14 protein-coding genes and 2 pseudogenes are annotated in these 17,701 nt (G+C 43.0%); 8 read left to right on the top strand and 8 right to left on the bottom strand.

Going from position 1 to position 17,701, the window contains the following annotated elements; translation table 11 throughout:
- Positions 1–172: 172 nt before the first annotated feature.
- A complete protein-coding gene (locus tag P6910_RS11025) occupies positions 173–3,139 on the bottom strand; it encodes a death domain-containing protein (RefSeq protein ID WP_317146301.1) in 2,967 nt (988 codons plus the stop codon).
- Positions 3,140–3,247: 108 nt separating this feature from the next.
- Between P6910_RS11025 and P6910_RS26815 the strand changes: the two genes are divergently transcribed.
- Complete coding sequence (locus P6910_RS26815) at positions 3,248–3,373, top strand: transposase domain-containing protein (protein WP_410493902.1); 126 nt, start codon at positions 3,248–3,250, stop codon at positions 3,371–3,373.
- 52 nt (positions 3,374–3,425) lie between these two features.
- Here P6910_RS26815 and P6910_RS11020 read toward each other — a convergent pair whose 3' ends face one another.
- The 3 genes from P6910_RS11020 to P6910_RS11015 form a co-directional block, all read right to left on the bottom strand.
- Entirely contained in the window at positions 3,426–6,395 is a 2,970-nt protein-coding gene (locus P6910_RS11020) for a hypothetical protein (protein ID WP_317146300.1), read from the bottom strand.
- A 401-nt stretch (positions 6,396–6,796) separates the two neighbouring features.
- Positions 6,797–7,060 carry a helix-turn-helix domain-containing protein gene (locus P6910_RS26810; protein WP_410493928.1) on the bottom strand — a complete coding sequence of 88 codons (264 nt, stop codon included), beginning with the start codon at positions 7,058–7,060 and terminating at the stop codon, positions 6,797–6,799.
- Between the two features lie 1,037 nt (positions 7,061–8,097).
- Positions 8,098–8,256, bottom strand: a complete 159-nt coding sequence (locus tag P6910_RS11015; RefSeq protein WP_317146299.1) for a hypothetical protein — start codon at positions 8,254–8,256, stop codon at positions 8,098–8,100.
- A gap of 550 nt (positions 8,257–8,806) precedes the next feature.
- On the opposite strand from P6910_RS11015, the gene P6910_RS11010 reads away from it, so the two are divergent.
- The 3 genes from P6910_RS11010 to P6910_RS26805 all read left to right on the top strand — a co-directional run bounded on the left by P6910_RS11010 (position 8,807) and on the right by P6910_RS26805 (position 11,333).
- Positions 8,807–9,172, top strand: a complete 366-nt coding sequence (locus tag P6910_RS11010) for a hypothetical protein (RefSeq protein ID WP_317146298.1) — start codon at positions 8,807–8,809, stop codon at positions 9,170–9,172.
- A 294-nt stretch (positions 9,173–9,466) separates the two neighbouring features.
- A protein-coding gene (locus P6910_RS11005; RefSeq protein WP_317142971.1) for an IS3 family transposase occupies positions 9,467–11,028 on the top strand; the annotation gives its coding sequence in 2 pieces (ribosomal slippage) (positions 9,467–9,929 and positions 9,929–11,028; 1,563 coding nt in all).
- Between the two features lie 11 nt (positions 11,029–11,039).
- Positions 11,040–11,333 carry a CreA family protein gene (locus tag P6910_RS26805; protein ID WP_410493927.1) on the top strand — a complete coding sequence of 98 codons (294 nt, stop codon included), beginning with the start codon at positions 11,040–11,042 and terminating at the stop codon, positions 11,331–11,333.
- 245 nt (positions 11,334–11,578) lie between these two features.
- Here the strand turns inward: P6910_RS26805 and P6910_RS11000 are convergent, their stop codons facing one another.
- A complete protein-coding gene (locus P6910_RS11000; protein WP_317146297.1) occupies positions 11,579–12,199 on the bottom strand; it encodes a hypothetical protein in 621 nt (206 codons plus the stop codon).
- Between the two features lie 518 nt (positions 12,200–12,717).
- The gene (locus P6910_RS10995; protein WP_317146296.1) at positions 12,718–13,266 is read right to left on the bottom strand and encodes a transposase; all 549 of its coding nucleotides are present in this window, start codon (positions 13,264–13,266) and stop codon (positions 12,718–12,720) included.
- On the opposite strand from P6910_RS10995, the pseudogene P6910_RS10990 reads away from it, so the two are divergent.
- Positions 13,265–13,744: pseudogene (locus P6910_RS10990) on the top strand (IS110 family transposase); the annotation flags it as partial. The gene P6910_RS10995 and the pseudogene P6910_RS10990 sit on opposite strands and share 2 nt — an antisense overlap.
- 554 nt (positions 13,745–14,298) lie before the next feature.
- Here the strand turns inward: P6910_RS10990 and P6910_RS10985 are convergent.
- Complete coding sequence (locus P6910_RS10985) at positions 14,299–15,021, bottom strand: hypothetical protein (protein WP_317146295.1); 723 nt, start codon at positions 15,019–15,021, stop codon at positions 14,299–14,301.
- 169 nt (positions 15,022–15,190) lie between these two features.
- Positions 15,191–16,752, bottom strand: a protein-coding gene (locus P6910_RS10980) for an IS3 family transposase (protein WP_317146294.1) whose coding sequence is annotated in 2 segments (ribosomal slippage) — positions 15,191–16,290 and positions 16,290–16,752 — 1,563 coding nt in all. Because the reading frame shifts where the segments join, the coding sequence is not laid out codon by codon here.
- Between the two features lie 78 nt (positions 16,753–16,830).
- Between P6910_RS10980 and P6910_RS10975 the strand changes: the two are divergent.
- The 3 genes and pseudogenes from P6910_RS10975 to P6910_RS26800 all read left to right on the top strand — a co-directional run.
- Positions 16,831–17,076, top strand: a pseudogene (locus tag P6910_RS10975) (transposase domain-containing protein); the annotation flags it as partial.
- Positions 17,077–17,097: 21 nt separating this feature from the next.
- Entirely contained in the window at positions 17,098–17,328 is a 231-nt protein-coding gene (locus P6910_RS10970; RefSeq protein ID WP_317146536.1) for a phage integrase N-terminal SAM-like domain-containing protein, read from the top strand.
- Positions 17,325–17,645 carry a transposase gene (locus tag P6910_RS26800; RefSeq protein ID WP_410493901.1) on the top strand — a complete coding sequence of 107 codons (321 nt, stop codon included), beginning with the start codon at positions 17,325–17,327 and terminating at the stop codon, positions 17,643–17,645. Before P6910_RS10970 ends, P6910_RS26800 begins: the two co-directional genes overlap by 4 nt.
- Positions 17,646–17,701 lie beyond the last annotated feature (56 nt).

Genomic DNA, 17,701 nt, shown 5'->3' with positions numbered 1-17,701 from the left:
AGACGTGGATGTAGATGAATCAATCAAATCAGGCTGCTGCGGGTCAGTAATGGGATCTCCAGCCACAGCGGCAAAATCGGAAGCAGAAGAAAGTTATTATATCCGGTCGATTAGTCAAATACAGCGGTACCCATTCTACTTCTCTTGGGAAGCAGATAAAAAATCAATCGCTTCAAAGATGATAACGATCTATTACGTCGGTTATAAGATCATATCGTTCGATTTCTGCAAGAACATCCAGTAAGTCATTGAAAGTAATCCAGCCTTTCATTCGTTTCCATTTTTCCATCATTGCCTTAACCTTATCATCAAACCTATCGTTATAAACATTAATACTTCTTAGATGATCGTCACTAAGAACACCCGTATTTTTGGCAAATTTTTGCCAATCGATGCCAAGTTTAAAACCAATATTCTGAAGTTCCTGGTCTGCTACAGTAGAGCACAAATTTACAGACTGCTGTGTGCTTCTTTCTGATTGTTGATAATGAGCATGCGCAGCTTCGTCTGCAGTGTCTTGCGTTAACGTAACAGGTTCGGGAGTGCACAGTTCATGAGATAGATCCTTAGGAAGCATACCGAAGATCAAAAACATACTACGAATAAATTCATCTTTTTCTTCCGGCTTAGCAAGATTCAGTATCTCAACCAGCTTTACCCTCGCTATAAGGGTAAAAGTACTTAACAGATCAAGTTGCTCATGGGTTACATCTTTGGCAAAGCTGACATGTTCAGGGAATACAGCGTTTAAACGTGGACCGAACATTGATCTTATAAGAGCCAAAGCAGTAAACATTGCTTTAACATCTTCAACATCTAATGATTGATCGGCAGAAATATTTAATGCCAGAAGGTGAAGTGGTTGATAATTGATATTTTCAAGAAAAACATCATTATTAAATGGAGTAATAAAAGAATATTCATTTTGGCTCGCACAACCCCACATAACAACTTCTAATAACTCCTGATCATTAATATCCGCAGCCGGAATGCCAAAAGCATACTTGCTATAAACGTCTCTGGCCAATTTATTTAACATTGATATTATTTTAAATTCCGATGGAAACATTTCGTCTTCTAGCAACTGACCAGTTTTTTTAAACATCTGATAAATAAACTTAATTAACACTACTTCCTTTTGGCGATCCAATCCTGAATAAAAAACTTGATCTGAGTCATCAGGGGCAATAAAATTGTAACTCGTCAAGCAGTTCAGCAAGTCGTTTCCGAATTCTTTCAAGCTAGTTTCGTTCTCAAATTCATCCCTGTAAAGAGCAAGTACTTTAACTATCCTTGTTACCTCAACATAATCTTCGATTCCCTGTAATTTTGCCAATCGACCGACTTCTGAAATAAGCTCGTAAATTGACATGCTGCAGTTTAAAAACCTAACCCAATGGGAATGAAACTTACTAAGCGTATTTTTATCTGACATGAAACTTTGAGTTAAAAGATTATAAAGTTGTGGAAAGTTATAGCAATCATTTTTGTGAAAACAATTCCCTCTCTGCCTTTCCTTTAATCTTAATGTTCTGAACCATTGAAATACATAGATTGCTGATGTGTCAGCACATTTTGTTGCTGACACAGGTGTTTTTCTATCTTGTCTAATTGCAGGAGGCATTTCTTTAGTCGGCTCCTGCTCAACTTCACTGGATTCACGATCCAGACATTCCTTGCATTTATTGAAAGCTAGTGCCGGTTTATTACAAACTTGGCATAACCCACTGTTTGGTGATCCACCTGACCCATCATCTCCCCCACTCCCTCTTCCACTGGGGCTGCCCCGCTTTTGACGACCATAGTCTTTTTTAAATTGGTTGTTGGCAGATCGGGTTTCACTGAGGTTGGCCATTTGCTTTTCAGACTGACGGCTTCCCCCGGAGTGGCTGGTCCCGGTAGGGACATGGCCCGGAAAAACGGTCACGCTGCGTAATTGTTTGGGACTTAAAATAAACTCTTGCACTGCATAACGACGGTAGCCTTCTGTTTGTAACGGTTGTGCCAAGTGACTGCTCAGGTAATGATCAAATACAGCCTCCGGATTATCAGGATTTCTGGACAATGCCAGAAAAAGCCCTGAACTGCTTTCAGGATTTGCACTCCTTATCTTATTCCAAAGTTCCTGTGAAATAATAATCGCCTGTTCATTCCAACCCCGCTTGATTTTGAGCACAATCCGGGTATCCCAAATCTGTTTTTTTACGGTCTGCCCGACTGCGTCAGGAACAGGCACCAGGATCATTCTACTGACCGGCTCACTCGTTAATTCGAAAGAGTAAAGGGGAGCCATCCCATTTCCTGGCTTTTTCTTGAATAAATCGTCTAAATCATCGCCACCACCAAAACCGTCACCAGAGCTTATGTAGGGTTCGCTGTTATCCGCAGTATCAGAGACTCCGGGTATTGCAGGAGGCCCACTGAAACGGCTGCTGCCGTCAGGCTTATCAGGCCCATGTTTTACAGTCTGTTTATTACGGTAAAAAATATCAACAAATGATGCTTTTTTACTATCGGATGTGTTGCTGCCCGATGACGACTTTAAAGCAGCGCTTTCTGAAAAAATACCGCTACATTCCGGTTCTATAACCCATCCATTATCATTGTCTTCGATGGCCAGAACCAAAGACTGATTACCTGCCGGTAAACGCCATCTGACGGAGTACTCATGCTGCCTAAAACCACTGCCATGTGCCGATTCGACCCGTCTCATTCTCCCATTTTGTATATCCGTCATAGCCTGACCCGTCACAGTTTTTTTAATTACAGGAGGGGAGGGAAAATGTCCAGTCGACAAAGCGGGAGGCGTCCTGAAACAAAAATTAAACAGGTCGCCCGGTTGGCTATCGAGGATAATATAAAGCTGATTGTTATCCAGTTCAGGAACTGTTTTACCGCTCTCGTCATGCGTCTTGCAATCATAAGTAAGAAGGAGGGGTGGATCATTCCCTATAAACGACAGTTTGCTAATTTCTACCCCTGCCTTACTCGACTTCTTAATGTCTTTGGAGGAGCTCCCCCAACCCGTCCAGCTCACCAGATTGGTATAAGTAGCACTGTGACCGGCAAGCGGTAAAATGACAGACAGGGTGAATAACAGAAACAGCCTGATCATAGCGAGAAGCCTTGCTGTTTTCATAATTGGATTTGCCTGCAAATTTTATTGAGGTGGGATAACAATATACCTTATATTTAATGTTCTTTATTTAATCTCACCTAATCTGATATTTCTCAGAAAACTATTAAAATGCACAGTCAGGCTACTATAAACGCCAACTTCACTCTGTCCCGAAACCGAAAAATCAATGGGCATGAGCCTTATGCTTGGCTGCGACATGTGTTGACGACACTACCTTGTTACCCGCCGCCCTAAAATGCCCTAAAATCAACGGTTTGAAACGACTTATCGATAAAAGTTAATGGTTTCAGAGAGCATAAAGTTCCATTATGTCGTCTATAAGATCAGCTCGTCCAATGCTTTCAAGAACAACCAGTAAGTCTATAAAGGTAATTCGGACTTTCAATTGTTGCCATAGCCCTAGCATTGCCATTGCCTTATCTTCAACTCTATCGTTATCAGCATCAATCTTTCTTATATCAGCATTACTAAGAAACGTACTTCTGGCAAAATTCCCCCAATCTTCGTCCAGTTTAAATCCAATATTCTGGAGTACCCCTTGTGGCAAATCAAAGTCCAAATTAACAGACTGCGGTATTCTTATTTTTGATGACTGGTACTGAGGATCTGCTACTGCATGAGAAGCAGCTTGCGTTAATGGAAAAAGTTCGGAATCCCACTCATTAGACAACTCATCAGATAGTTCTTTTGGAACCACACCAAAGATCAAAAACATACTACGTATGAATTCGTCTTTTTTTTCTTCCCCACTAAGTTTTAGCACTTCAAAAAGCTGCCCTCTGGCTTTAGAAGTAAAAGTCCTTAAAAGATCAAGTTGCTTATAGGGAATACCTTTTATTACAAGAGCATGTTCCGGAAAAACTTTTGTTAAACATTCCGAGAACATTGATTTTACAATAGCCAAAGCGGTAAACATAGCGCTAACCTCTTCAGCAGTTGATAATCCATCTTCAGAAACAAAAAATGCCAGATTTTGCAGTGATTGATGACTGTTTACTCCAAGAAACTTATCCTTGTTATTTGAAGTTATAAAAGAATATCGATTATGACTCGCATAGCCCCACATAATAACGTTGAATAACCCCTCATCGTCAACATCCGGAAGACCAAAAAAATACTCAGCATAAATCTCTCTGGCCAAGCTATTTAACATCACCATTGTTTCATATCCCGATGGTACAATTTCTTCTTTTACGAAGGGAACAATCAATTTAAAAAACTGATAAATAAAATTAATTAATCCTGCTTTCTTATGGCGATGTAACTCTGAATAAAAAATTTTATCCGACTCATCAGACACCAAAAGATTATTGCTCGCCAGATAATTCATCAATTTGCTTCTCAATAGTGTTAAAGAAGTTTCGTTCTCGTACACCTCCCTTTGTAAAGCGAGCGCTTGAATAATCCTCGTCACCTCAACATAATCATCAACTCCCTGCGATTTTGCCAATTCACCGACTTCCGAAATAAGGGAGTAAAGTGACAGATTTCCTTTTGTAAATTCAACCCATTTTGAATGAAATTTACTTAGGTTATTCTTTACTAAAAAAAAACGATGAGATAAAAGATTATAAAGCTCTGGCAAATTATAGTAATCATTATTGTGAAAATAATTCATTCTCTCCTTTTCATTCGATCTCAAAGTTTGAAACCATTCAAATACATGAATTGCTAAAGCATTAAAATCTTTTGCTTCAGACACCGGCATTTCCTTATTTCGTCTTATTGAAGAAGGAGTCTCTTTAGTAGCTACCTGCTCTACTAAATTAGATTCACGATTCAGGCATTCACGGCATTTATTGAGGGCGACAACAGGTTTATTACAATTTTGGCATAGTCCACTGCTTGGTGATCTACCTGATCCATCATCTCCCCCACTCTCTCTTCCACTACGGCTGCCTTGTTGGTGCCGACCATAGTCTCTTTGAGATTGGGCATAATTGGGTGGCTTCGCGCCAAGGTCAGCCATTTCCTTCTCAACCTGACTGGTTCCTCCAGAGCAACCGATCCCAGTGGGGCAATGGCCCGGAAAAACAGACACACTAAGTAATTGTTTGGGACTTAAAATGAAATCTTGCCGCGTATAGCGACGATAGTCTTCTGCCTGTGACGCTTGTGCCGGGTTGCTGCTCAGGTACTGATCAAATGCAGCTTCCGGATTATCGAGATTTCTGGACAATGCCAGAAAAAGTCCAGTGCTCCTTTCAAGATTTGCAATCTTTATCTTATGCCAGAGTTCCTGCGAAATAATAATCGCTTGCTCATTCCAACCCTGTTTGATTTTGAGAAGAATCCGGGTATCCCAAATCTGTTTTTTTACGGTTTCGCCATCAGCGTAAGGGATAGGCACCAAGATTATTCTGCTGACCAGGTCACTCATCCATTCAAAAGAATATAGAGGCGCTAACCCATTTCCCGGCCTTTTCTTGAATAAATCGTCTAAATCATCACCACCATCAAAACTGCCACCACCAGAGCTTGTAAGTGACTCACTGTTATCGATAGTATCAGGGGCTGCGGATATTGCTAAAGGCCCACTGGTACGGCTATTGTCATCAGGACTGACAGACCCATTTTTTACAGCCTGTTTATTACGGTAAAAAATATCAACAAATGATGCTTTTTTGCTACCGAAAATATTGCCCCATGTATACGACGGCGAACGCATTATTTCTGAAAGAATACCACTACACTCAGGTTCTATAAGCCACTCATTACCATTATTTTCAACGGTCAGGACCAGCGACTGATTACCTGCCGATAAACGCCATCGGGCCGTGTACTCATGCTGCCAACGACCACTACCTGGTGCCGGTGCCACCAGCCTCATTCCCACATCTTGTATATCCGGTATACCCTTGCCCGTTAAAGACTTTGTAATTACAGGGGGAGAAGGCAAATTCTCCGACGAAAATGTTGGAGGTGTCCTGAAGCAAAAAACAAACCGGTCACTTGGTTGGCCATTCACTACAATGTAAAGCTGATTATTCTCCAGTTCAGAAATTGTATTATCAATCTCGGCATTCGACTTGCGATCATAAGTAAGATGGAGAGCCGGACTCTGCCCTATAAACGACAGTTTGCTAATTTCATCCAATGTCTCACTCCTTTTTTCAATGGCTTTGGAGGAACTCACCCAACCTGTCCAGCTCAACAGGCTGGTAAGAGCAGCACTGTGTCCAACAAGAGGAAAAATGACAGCCAGAATGAATAACAAAAACAGGCGAACCATAGTCAAAAGTCTTACTGTTCTCATAATTGGATATGCCTAAAGATCTTATCGACGAGGCATAACAATAGACATTAAATTTGAAAATGCTTTATTTATTCCCATCTATTCAGTGCCTGTCTGACAAACTTGATGTGGCAAGTATTTTTCCAGACATTTTTATACGCAGCCCTACAAGTTTTTGTTCACCTTAGGACGGGTGATCTGACACTCCCCGCACGATTTTTGCTGATAGTGATACTGAAAGGTTCTGAAGGTAGTTCTTTGCTCCAGCGGATATTCAGTGGCTCTTTACTTTTGGCAATGAAAAGCTGCCCCTCCTTTACACTGAATGCAGCTTTGGTCAGGCGGATACTCTGCCTTGCATCTCTTTTCTTGAACTTGGGATATTGGCTTCTGCCAGCCCAGAAATTCTTGAATGCTTCCTACTAATCTGGGAGTATTTGCTGTAAAATCACACTTAAAACCTCTTTCAAGAATGGAAATTCTGACTTGAGCAACACAAGACGTTTTTCTGCGTGTGAGTGAGAAACACTGATTCCATCTTTGTAGTATGCATTGGTACGAAAGCGCAAAGTATTACTATAGACAAATCGTGCACAACCAAACGACTGGGCAAGAGGCTCTTCCTGCTCAACCGTCGGGTAAAATCGTTCTTTGTGGGCCCGTTTGGGCGGTGCTTTACGCGAAATTTGGTAAAGAGGCTCAGCTCCGCAACGAACCGGATCATTTGTTAATTGCCTTTGCAGCGCCTCATCTGATAGTCAGACACTAGACTTGAAACAACTTCTTTCTCCATTAACCATATCGCCATTTACTACTGAGCAAGGCAAAGAGTTAAAATTAAAACCATTAGCCAAATGGTTGGGAGCTTGTCTAAATTTGAATAAAACCAAACAAAAAGCCACAAAGAAGTTTGGCGAAGAATGTGCTTGCCAGAAAAGTTAACCTATGAACTAAAAGCTAACACTTTAAGAACCTGACCATACTGATTTTTATTTTTTTAGTAGCTGGTTGCATTTAACCATAAAGATGCCATTGCTCTTTAAACTCTTTATGCTATTGTTGCATTATAAAAAAATAAATACATAAATCCTTTAGCTACATAAAACTTAATAAGCAGAAAAAGGAGCAACTGTGGAGCAGGCGATTCTGGTATTTCTTGAGCTAGCTTGGTTCAACAACGTTTACTTAGCTCGTTTAATTCAAGAATGCATTGAGCTTTATCCAGTCGTTCACCTTTATGTGTCACAGGTTTTGAACAACCCTTTCTTTCAAAGTTACGAACAGTTAGACGCTATTTCAGATTATATCCATCTTTATTGCTCAGAGTATGGGTATCCGGATGGAACCTGAAAATCTTTAGAAAGAGAGGATCAGAACACCTGCTATCTCTATATTCCTCTTATTAAATGTGTCAACTCACCTTTCCTGATTTCAAATCACTGCTGACCTATAAAGGCCATTAATTTATGAAGCAGGCAGACTGCACTTTTGATAGCTCTCAGGCCACTTTATCCATTTAGTTTTTCGGTAGTTCACCAACGTATCAGTGAATTTTACTGAAGTCGTGTGCAATACATATCAAAGAGAAGATCTGGATACCTGAGCTGATTTCCTGCATTGACCTCATCAACACCCAGAGTCCTTAACGGCTTCAAGTCTACCCGGCAATTGAAGCCACTGTCGTCAAGAAACCGGGCCTGGTAATTGAGAACCTGATGGTTCCTCAGTCAATATATGTGCTGTCGACCCGCTTTGAGCGTGGCATCAGAATAGATTGTTCCGCCCCGATGCAAATGACTTCAGCATGCATAATCAACTGATACTTCGGGTCAGGATTCACCACGCCGGTATAAACCTCCACCATGCCTTTGTTAGTCTTCATATTCGCGCTTTGCGGATCCCTTAGTTTATCATGCAACGACTCTGAACATTAAAAGTGAAAGTTACCAGCTGAAAGAGAATTGCTATCCAGCACTTTTGAGAGGCTCAACCGAAATAGATAATCGGCTGAAGAACGAACCTGAATTTAACTGTTAAGTCGAGGTCAAAAACACGGCAGAAAACGGGTCATCTCAAATCAGTGGGAGAAAGTCATTCAAAGCGGAGTTAACACCTTACAGGCAACACCAACAATGATACCAATCTAAAGTAAAATAGAGCACCAGACCAGGTGCTTATAAAAACTGGGAACCAACGCTGACATACAAAAAGTTACACCAAAGATTGATTGGAGACTGGCTCAAAAACAGAAGACCTCTTCCGCTGAGAGCTACTCTGAACTGGTTTTTCATCGAACTGCTTGCCGGCACTGGCTTTGGTACGTTGCTTAACTACCACTGACAAAGCGGAAAAACTATCTTACATCTGCCTGCTAACCACTATTATGCCTATACTACCCGGACAAAACGTAGTATTTAAAGGTGAATATTGAAATGATTACTAAGCGTATTGTTCTATTACTTCTAACAGTTACGTATAAAATTTTTGCTCAACCTGGTGACTGCTATGTAGTCACAAATGAAGACTTGTTATTAACAGAACACGTCGAGTCTCTCCATAGGAACAGAGTACCTTACGAATTACGCCCTCAAATAGAGCAAGAAGTAATTACAATTATTGGTAATTCTATCAGGAAGACAGATCCGGCTCTCTCCGAGGAAGATATTAATGATCGTGCTAAACGCTGGCTTCAGGAAGCACTGGATGAAATGGAACGAGAGGATCGAGAAGATCTTCATGAGCACTATGAACAAAATAATAACAATGATACTGATGAAGGTTTCTTTGAGTATACATAACGCCAAACTCATAGACCCGAAGGCGTCCTCTGGTTTTTTTGATATGCCTGAATTTGTTTTTGACTACTCGAATATATGAACTATAAATTACGGATTATTTTTTATTGCACATTGACTAAGGTTAAAATAATGAAAGCCAATTATTATTACTTTACATTTCTAATTTCTCAGATATTTTCATCTGCGATACTTGCCGACCCATTTGATGAATTGTCTTCCCCCTATGTCAGGATAGATGTCGCCTCTTTTGATTCATGACTCTCAATAATTGAGAGCATACAAAAAGAGGCTGTTATGACTCGCTACTCCAAAGAAATGAAAGAGTCCATTATCCAGAAGATGATGCCGCCAAATAATGTTTCCGTGGCTCAGCTTAAAAGAGAAACCGGCATTACTGATGCAACCCTGTATACTTGGCGCAAACAGGCAAAAGCGCAAGGTGTAGCCGTGCCCGGTGATGGTAAGAATCCTCAGCAGTGGAGTGCTGAAAACAAGTTCGCGGTTCTGATGGAAACCGCCAACATGAACACAACAGAGCTATCCGAATACTGTCGTAAGAAGGGTCTCTACTATGAAGACTTGCAGCAGTGGAAAGCTGATTTTATCGCAGGCAGCACAAAGCCTGCTGAATCCCGTCAGGTACAGGCCGCTGCCAGACGAGATGACAAGAAGCGCATCCAGAAACTGGAAAAAGAACTCAAACGCAAAGACAAGGCACTTGCTGAAACCGCAGCACTGTTGGTTCTAACAAAAAAGGCAAACGCGATCTGGGGGGAGCGCGAGGACGATTGATTCCTCTCCCTGATCGCAAGGAAGCCGTTGCTTTAATCCAGGAAGCTGTTTCACAGGGTGCACGTAAAGTGAAAGCCTGTGCTGCGCTCAACCTGTCGATACGCACGGTTCAGCGCTGGCAAAAAGATGTAGAACAGGTGCGGGAAGATCAGCGTCAATACGCAGACCGGACAATGCCTGCCAACCAACTAACCAAGAGTGAGCAAAACGAGATTCTGAAAGTCTGTAACAGCGAGCGATTCAAAAGTAAGTCGCCATGCCAAATTGTACCGACACTGGCCGACGAAGGTGTTTATATGGCTTCTGAGTCAAGCTTTTATCGAGTGCTGAAGGCCCATAATCAACAGCATCATCGCGGTCGCAGTCAGAAGCCCGCAAAGCGGAAGCCGACATCGCATCGGGCTACGGCTCCGAATCAGCTCTGGTCGTGGGATATAACATTTTTGGGGTCGCCGATCAGGGGTAAATATTATTATCTCTATTTGGTTCTGGACGTCTATAGCCGCATGATTGTGACCTGGGAAGTCCATGAGAGGGAGTCCTCTGATCTGGCTGCTCAGATGATCCGCAAAGCTTTCATGCAGAATAAAATCAGCCTTCAGGAGCAACCACTGGTTCTGCACTCCGATAATGGCAGCCCAATGAAAGGGGCGACCATGCTGAGTACTCTTCAGCAGCTAGGAGTACAGACATCGTTCAGCAGGCCGCGCGTAAGTAACGATAACTCATACTCAGAGTCAGGCTTCAGAACCATGAAATATCGTCCCGGGTATCCGAATCACTTCTCCAGTCTGGAGTCAGCCAGAAAGTGGGTGTACGGGTTCGTAAACTGGTACAACATGGAGCATAAGCACAGTGGCATCAAGTTCCAGACCCCCTACGACAGACATACAGGGAAGGCTCAGAAAAGGGTTCTGAATCGTGAAAGAGTTTACCGTAAAGCAAAAGAGCAACACCCTGAGCGATGGGGAAGCCGTGAAACCAGAAACTGGCAATTACCGGTAGAGGTGTGGCTTAACCCTGAGCGATCAGAGAATCAGCAGCATTGTGATTTAGCTGCATAAGTTGAGGCGACATCTACCTTGAAAGTTACCGGAACCCTTCTAACTCTAGTATTAGCTGTATAAAAACAACTAAAAATGATGGTAAAGTTCCTAAACTATACCACCTTCAAAAACAGCAGGAGGTTTATAAAGTAAGAATAAGCATCGGGGATAAAACATTAAGAGTGGAGCGAATTATTGACTCGAAAAACAAAAATATTATTTATATTAGCTATACCAATCAAGCTTTCCGAGGTAGTGAGAAACACTCTATGTCGGTAGTGCACTTTTCTACCGAAAGTCATGAAAGTTGTGATGTGGATTAGACATAAAGCTTGCGGCAAGGGTGGCGAACGCAGTTAGCGATCCCTTCGGCTGCACTTGATACTTATTAAGCCTTCTCCCCAGCGGAAACTTGGAACGGGAATAAGGGGCTGCATACTGTATCAAAATAGCAGCCTAAAACTTGGTTATCGGGACATATCTTGAAAAACACCGCCTGCAAGCGGCTGATAAAGTCGACGATGGGTCGTAAAGTGAGACTGACTGCCGACCTTGATGATACGAGCATTCACTTCGAGAGCCAAGTATCGTACCACTTTAAAATAAGATAGACCCCATGTTCGGTAATTATTTTCTCTGGATATAGATAATTCATAAATGAAACTAAGGAATTTCTATCAACAAAGTTGAATATTTCTTTTAATCTTCTTTGAGCCTCTTTGTTTAGCACGTTTATTGAATAATCACTTTCTGTATCAAATAACACTTTGCTCAATTTCAGTCTATGAGGTTCTTTTTTTTCTAGTTTGCGAAGCATTCTTTTTTTATCTGAATCACTAAATAAAGAAAGATGCCTAATTGCTGTTTGAACTGAAATACTTGAGGGTATTCCAGATGAGCCTGTTTGTCCACAATCCGGAGTATAGTTTTGTCCCAATGGAGAAATTACTTCACCATTACTATTAAGTAATGACACATCAATGCCCGCGCTATCAGTAAATGAATCTAGAACTGTAAAGCTCTCTAAGTTTGTCGAAATAGTTAATACAGAATCTTCATTATAAAAACAATCAATTATTTCTGAGACACCCAAATCATTTACTGAAAGAGTGATTTCTTGTGTAGATGAGTGTGAATTTGAACCTTGAAAAACGACTTTCTCTTTATTACAAGAAATTATAAAAATCATGCATAAACATGAAGGCGAGTAACATATAGAAAAAATAATTATAGATAAAATTTTTTTCATAACCACTCTGTTTAACTTTGCAATTATAGGGTAGCTTTAGAACTAGCAAATTTTAGTGGCTGCTGCAGCACATAATCGGGATAGGACAGAGCCTCACGACTCTTCTCCTCCCACACCACGAGCCTACGGATCAGGTAGCATCCTGGTTCTACACTTTGTAGTCATCTTGCTGCCAGCTCTGGCAACCTGAGGTTCTTGAAATATCTATTCGACAATGCTCGGGTTAACGCCGGACTACCACTCAACCGCCAGGGTCCATGAGCTAATTTTGCCGTATTCCATGCAAGGAAATGACTTCCCCCCAGACGTCTTAGTATTCGGTAGCCTTTGCTACCTGATTGCTTCGGGATACAACACAGTGATCGTCGTCGAATCCATTTATCCAGACCCTTCAGTGGAGTGAGCATTCAAGCAGGGTATAGACTCCCCCCTGCTTGTCGAGATCCGATTTTAACTGATTAGCCCTGAATTTCTCTTTCCAGATTCGCGGGATTAGCTGTCGGATATCTCAAGCCAGACGGTAACTGATGCGCTGAAGCACATCGACGAACGACTTCGCGCTGATATTTCAGGATGACATAGCTGGCAGGACGCTGCGCCAGCCGATAGGTGTAATCGTAATCAATGATTTCGTACTGGTCTGCGTCTTCACCTTTCATTTCAACAGCGGGCATAGGGATGAGTTCAACTTGTACATCTTCAGTAAAGCGCAGTCCCTGATCGCTCACACAGTCTTCAGGGCGATTCTTTTTCCGCCGTTCGTAAGTGATGGTTTCTGAGGGAGTTTCCTGCTCTTCAGGCTTGTCCTGAAGGATTTCTCCCAGCGCCAGCTGGTCCGGATTCTCAATCAGGCGCTTTTCGGATTTTTCACCAAATAGCTGTTGTCTAAACCAGGCCAGCTGATGTTTAAGAGAAGCTATTTCCTGATCACGCTCCGACAGCAAGACCAGGATCTGCTGAAGCAGGTCCTGGTCAGTGGTGCCGGGGGTCGAAACAGGTAATTTCATGGCGGTTAAAGATAGACCTTTGACTCTCCTTTTGTGTAACGGTATTGATCTCCATGCCCTAATGCTCTTCGTTCGTATTCTTTACCAGCAAGGCAATACCTTGGTTCACCATAAAATATCGGCTGATCCATCGGCTCTTCAGGCTCTAATCGAACCTTATCAGAACAATATTGTTGTGGGTGCTGAATGCACGCATTGCTGGTATTGGCTCTCTACCTGGTGTCGTCATCAGGGCATCGATTTTGTTCTGGGCCATGACCTCTATATGAGGGCAATTCACGGCGGAAAAGCCAAAAATAATAAAATTGATTCCTACAAGATTGCCAAACTCTTGCGGGGAAGCAATTTTCCCATAGCCTATGAATTTCCTGAAACCATGCGTGCTACCAGGGACTTCCTGCGAAGAAGAAACAGGCTGGTACGATACGCCGGTGAACTCAAGGCTCATCTCAAAAATACCGCCAGCCAGTACAACTTGCGTGATCTCAACAACAGCAGACAGCGAGCTGACCGTCTAACTGGAAGCCACCGGATAATGCCTACTGCAGCCGTCGTATAAAACGACTGACCCTTGAGGTCTCAAATGCTGCAGGTATTAAAGAGCGGGAACCCGGCCTTTTGATTAGACACTGTCTGTGTGCGTATTAACAGAGAACTTGGCAAGATCGTTTACGCCCGACCTGAGCCTGAAACTAACTGGACGACAGAGCCAACTCACTTGAGGAGTGCCAGTAAGGCTTAACCGATAAATGTCTCGACTTTAGCTCCTGCGTCGTTCTATCTCATAAATCCATTTACTCGAAGTGCCCCTGAGGTTAACAGGGTGTAAGCCATCAGGCCGTGGTGAGACCACAGTGAGAGAGCCTCAATATGTGTTTGCTGTAAACGATTATTTAAGAGTGGATCATGACAAACCGAAGTAGACTCTCATGCCAAGTTTTTTATTGGCTCCTGTTGCCAAGGGCAGTTATTTGCCCTTGACAGAGTTACGGCTCCTATGTGTTATGCGCATGAACACACTTGAATGAATTATTACGTTTTTTGATTAAGTGCTTGAATAAAAAGACGTTTAAGTATTTCAGGGCAGTCTTTGTTTTTTAGAAGGAGGGCAATGAACTCATCAGATGTATTTAAATTTCCAATCAGGTAATCTAGTGCGCGAGGGCTAAGATTATTGAGTAAGTCCACCCAATTTGGTGCATACGTTATCACTCCGCCTCCTTGGCAATCAAAACCAGTATAATCACAACTAGCACTAAAGTGAAATGCTGAGCCATCATGTAGTTCCCCAAACATGACCCATGGAGCTTCATCTCTTTCACCTTCTGAATATGAAATCACTCTTTTAATTTCAAACTCCCTGTCTGTAGAATACTCCACCATTCCTGCTTGAGGTGTTCCACGCACTTGCCAATCCCCATCTTCACTTAAATAGGAACGATATGCGTAATTCAACCACCTTCTTGGACTTATAGTTCTTATTACATGTAGGCCCGAGCTTAGTATTAATTCAGACAAACCCAAAAGAGATGAATCACAACCAACAGCAGTTCGGAATGAAGAAATGCCTTGAAAGCTTAAATATTGTAAAATATTTGGAAGAATCAAAGAGTTTGAAAAAACATCATTGAAGCCTTGTCCAGGTTGCGAGTTGGCAGAGTCTGAGAAACAATAGAATAAACATACTGTCTTTAGTAACTTTTTCACTTTTAAGTCATCATTCAAGTGATTAATAAGAAAACAATCATAGACCAAAACCTTCTCGTTTAACTGATTGCTGGCAGCAGATAACGAGCCTGTAGAAAAACCAAAAAAAAGCCGTAAAACATACGGCTCCTGTTATTAGCGAGTGCTGATATTCAAACTCCCGGTTAATTTATAATTTCTCCATTCCGGTAACTTTCAAGGTAGATGTCGCCTCAACTTATGCAGCTAAATCACAATGCTGCTTATTCTCTGATCGCTCAGGGTTAAGCCACACCTCTACCGGTAATTGCCAGTTTCTGGTTTCACGGCTTCCCCATCGCTCAGGGTGTTGCTCTTTTGCTTTACGGTAAACTCTTTCACGATTCAGAACCTTTTTCTGAGCCTTCCCTGTGTGTCTGTCGTAGGGGGTCTGGAACTTGATGCCACTGTGCTTATGCTCCATGTTGTACCAGTTTACGAGCCCGTACACCCACTTTCTGGCTGACTCCAGACTGGAGAAGTGATTCGGATACCCGGGACGATATTTCATGGTTCTGAAGCCTGACTCTGAGTATGAGTTATCGTTACTCACGCGTGGCCTGCTGAACAATGTCTGTACACCCAGTTGCTGAAGAGTACTCAGCATGGTCGCCCCCTTCATCGGACTGCCATTATCCGAATGCAGGACCAGCGGTTGTTCCTTAAGGCTGATCTTATGCTGCATGAACGCTTTTCGGATCATCTGAGCAGCCAGATCAGAGGACTCCCTCTCATGGACTTCCCAGGTCACAATCATGCGGCTATAGACGTCCAGAACCAAATAGAGGTAATAATATTTACCCCTGATGGGTGACCCTAAAAAGGTTATATCCCACGACCAGAGCTGATTTGGTCCCGTGGCCCGATGCGATGTTGGCTTCCGCTTTCCGGGCTTCCGACTGCGACCGCGGTGATGCTGTTGATTATAGGCCTTGAGCACTCGATAAAAGCTTGACTCAGAAGCCATATAAACACCTTCGTCGGCCAGTGTCGGTACAATCTGGCTTGGCGACTTACTTTTAAATCGCTCGCTGTTACAGACTTTCAGAATCTCGTTCTGCTCACTCTTGGTCAGTTGGTTGGCAGGCATTCGCCGGTCTGCGTATTGACGCTGATCTTCCCGTACCTGTTCCACATCCGTTTGCCAGCGCTGAACCGTGCGTATCGACAGGTTGAGCGCAGCACAGGCTTTCACTTTACGTGCACCCTGTGAAACAGCTTCCTGGATTAAAGCAACGGCTTCCTTGCGATCAGGGAGAGGAATCAATCGTCCTCGCGCTCCCCCCAGATCGCGTTTGCCTTTTTTGTTAGAACCAACAATGCTGCGGTTTCAGCAAGTGCTTTGTCTTTGCGTTTGAGTTCTTTTTCCAGTTTCAGGATGCGCTTCTTGTCATCTCGTCTGGCAGCGGCCTGTACCTGACGGGATTCAGCAGGCTTTGTGCTGCCTGCGATAAAATCAGCTTTCCACTGCTGCAAGTCTTCATAGTAGAGACCCTTCTTACGACAGTATTCGGATAGCTCTGTTGTGTTCATGTTGGCGGTTTCCATCAGAACCGCGAACTTGTTTTCAGCACTCCACTGCTGAGGATTCTTACCATCACCGGGCACGGCTACACCTTGCGCTTTTGCCTGTTTGCGCCAAGTATACAGGGTTGCATCAGTAATGCCGGTTTCTCTTTTAAGCTGAGTCACGGAAACATTATTAGGCGGCATCATCTTCTGGATAATGGACTCTTTCATTTCTTTGGAGTAGCGAGCCATAACAGCCCCTTTCTGAATGCTCTCAGTTATTGAGAGTCATGAATCAAAAGAGGCGACATCTATCCTGACATAGGGGGTGATGAGGGCTACCTGCGTATGGATAATAATCTGGCTGAAAATGCGATCCGCCCGTTCGTGGTGGGTCGCAAGGCGTGGTTGTTCAGTAACAGTACTGACGGAGCCAAAGCCAGTGCCAATCTTTACAGCTTGGTGGAAACAGCAAAAGCCTGTGGATTAGAGCCCTGCCATTATCTGAAGACAGTCTTCACTTATTTGCCGAGGGCAGAATCCGTTGAAGATATCGAGCTGCTGTTGCCCTGGAATCAAAGGCCAGCCTTAATCAAGGTGGGTAATAAATACCGCTTACGGCCAATTCGGCGGCTGGCAACCTTCTCTGATCGTTGTCCTGACAGACTCAGCCCTGAGGATTTAAAAACCTGTTTTGCCGCCCTGGTGGAAAGCCATTCCTGGAGCACGGTCAAAACCGATCGTAATGGCCTGCAGTTTTTCTGGAAACATGTTCTGGGCAAACACTGGGACTTTGTTGAAATCATCAAACCACCGACCGTCAAGTGACTGCCCGTTATCCTGACGCCTGCAGAGATAGAACGACTGCTCAATACTGCACGGAAATTGCGCTATTACACCATTCTGTTGACACAGGAGAAGACTTCCTGTGGCTGGTACTGAAACATGTATTACCCAGGCGACTTCGAAGATCGCGGGATTATGGATTTTTACACAGCAACGCAAAAAAACAATTATCACTGGTGCAACTGGTTTTAAATGTGATGGTGAAAGCAGTCGAACCCGTCGTTCGCCCGAAATTCACATGCAGGCGTTGCGGTGAGTCTATGAAACACATTGCGTTCGGTTTCCTGAAACCGACCTGAGCTATTGCCACATACAAACACCGCCATTCACAAGCAAGGAGCAAATATAAGCTCAT

Source organism: Endozoicomonas sp. 8E (genome assembly GCF_032883915.1).
Classification (GTDB): Bacteria; Pseudomonadota; Gammaproteobacteria; order Pseudomonadales; family Endozoicomonadaceae; genus Endozoicomonas_A.
The sequence above is the reverse complement of the archived record's forward strand: the minus strand, read 5'-3'. Positions and strand labels throughout refer to the sequence as shown.